The organism is Nocardiopsis salina YIM 90010, assembly GCF_000341025.1.
Classification (GTDB): Bacteria; Actinomycetota; Actinomycetes; order Streptosporangiales; family Streptosporangiaceae; genus Nocardiopsis; species Nocardiopsis salina.
Window position 1 is genome coordinate 1 of sequence record NZ_ANBF01000220.1, and the last position, 402, is coordinate 402.

Annotated in this window: 1 pseudogene; it reads right to left on the minus strand. The window is 75.6% G+C overall.

The features are described from left to right. Positions 1 to 49: 49 nt before the first annotated feature. Positions 50 to 402: pseudogene (locus D474_RS0124360) on the minus strand (MBL fold metallo-hydrolase); the annotation flags it as partial.

The window sequence follows — 402 nt, forward strand, 5'->3', positions numbered from 1 at the left end:
CGGCAGTTGGGTCAGGTGCGGAGGGCGGGCCGGGGTCTGGGGCCGGATCTTATGCGGGGGCTGCGTGGTCGGTGACGGCGGCCCACAACGGGAGGTCGGGGGTGCCGGCGCGGGTGGCACGCCCGCGTTCCTCGAGCAGGCGGAGGTGGGCGACGGTCTCGGCCGCTGCCATGTGCCGGGCGCGCACGCGCATGTCGCGCCAGGGGCGGCGCCACGTGAGGCCGGAGGTCACCTGCCACAGGGTCGCTCGGCCCTCGTGGCGGAGGAGGGACGACATCTCGTCCAGGCGCTCCTCGTGGTGGTCCGCGATGGCCCCGGTGCGTTCGGCGAGGCCGGTGAAGCGGTGTTCGTGTGAGGGAAGGCACAGGAGCCGGTCGGCCTCGGGGATGCGGCCGGCGGGGG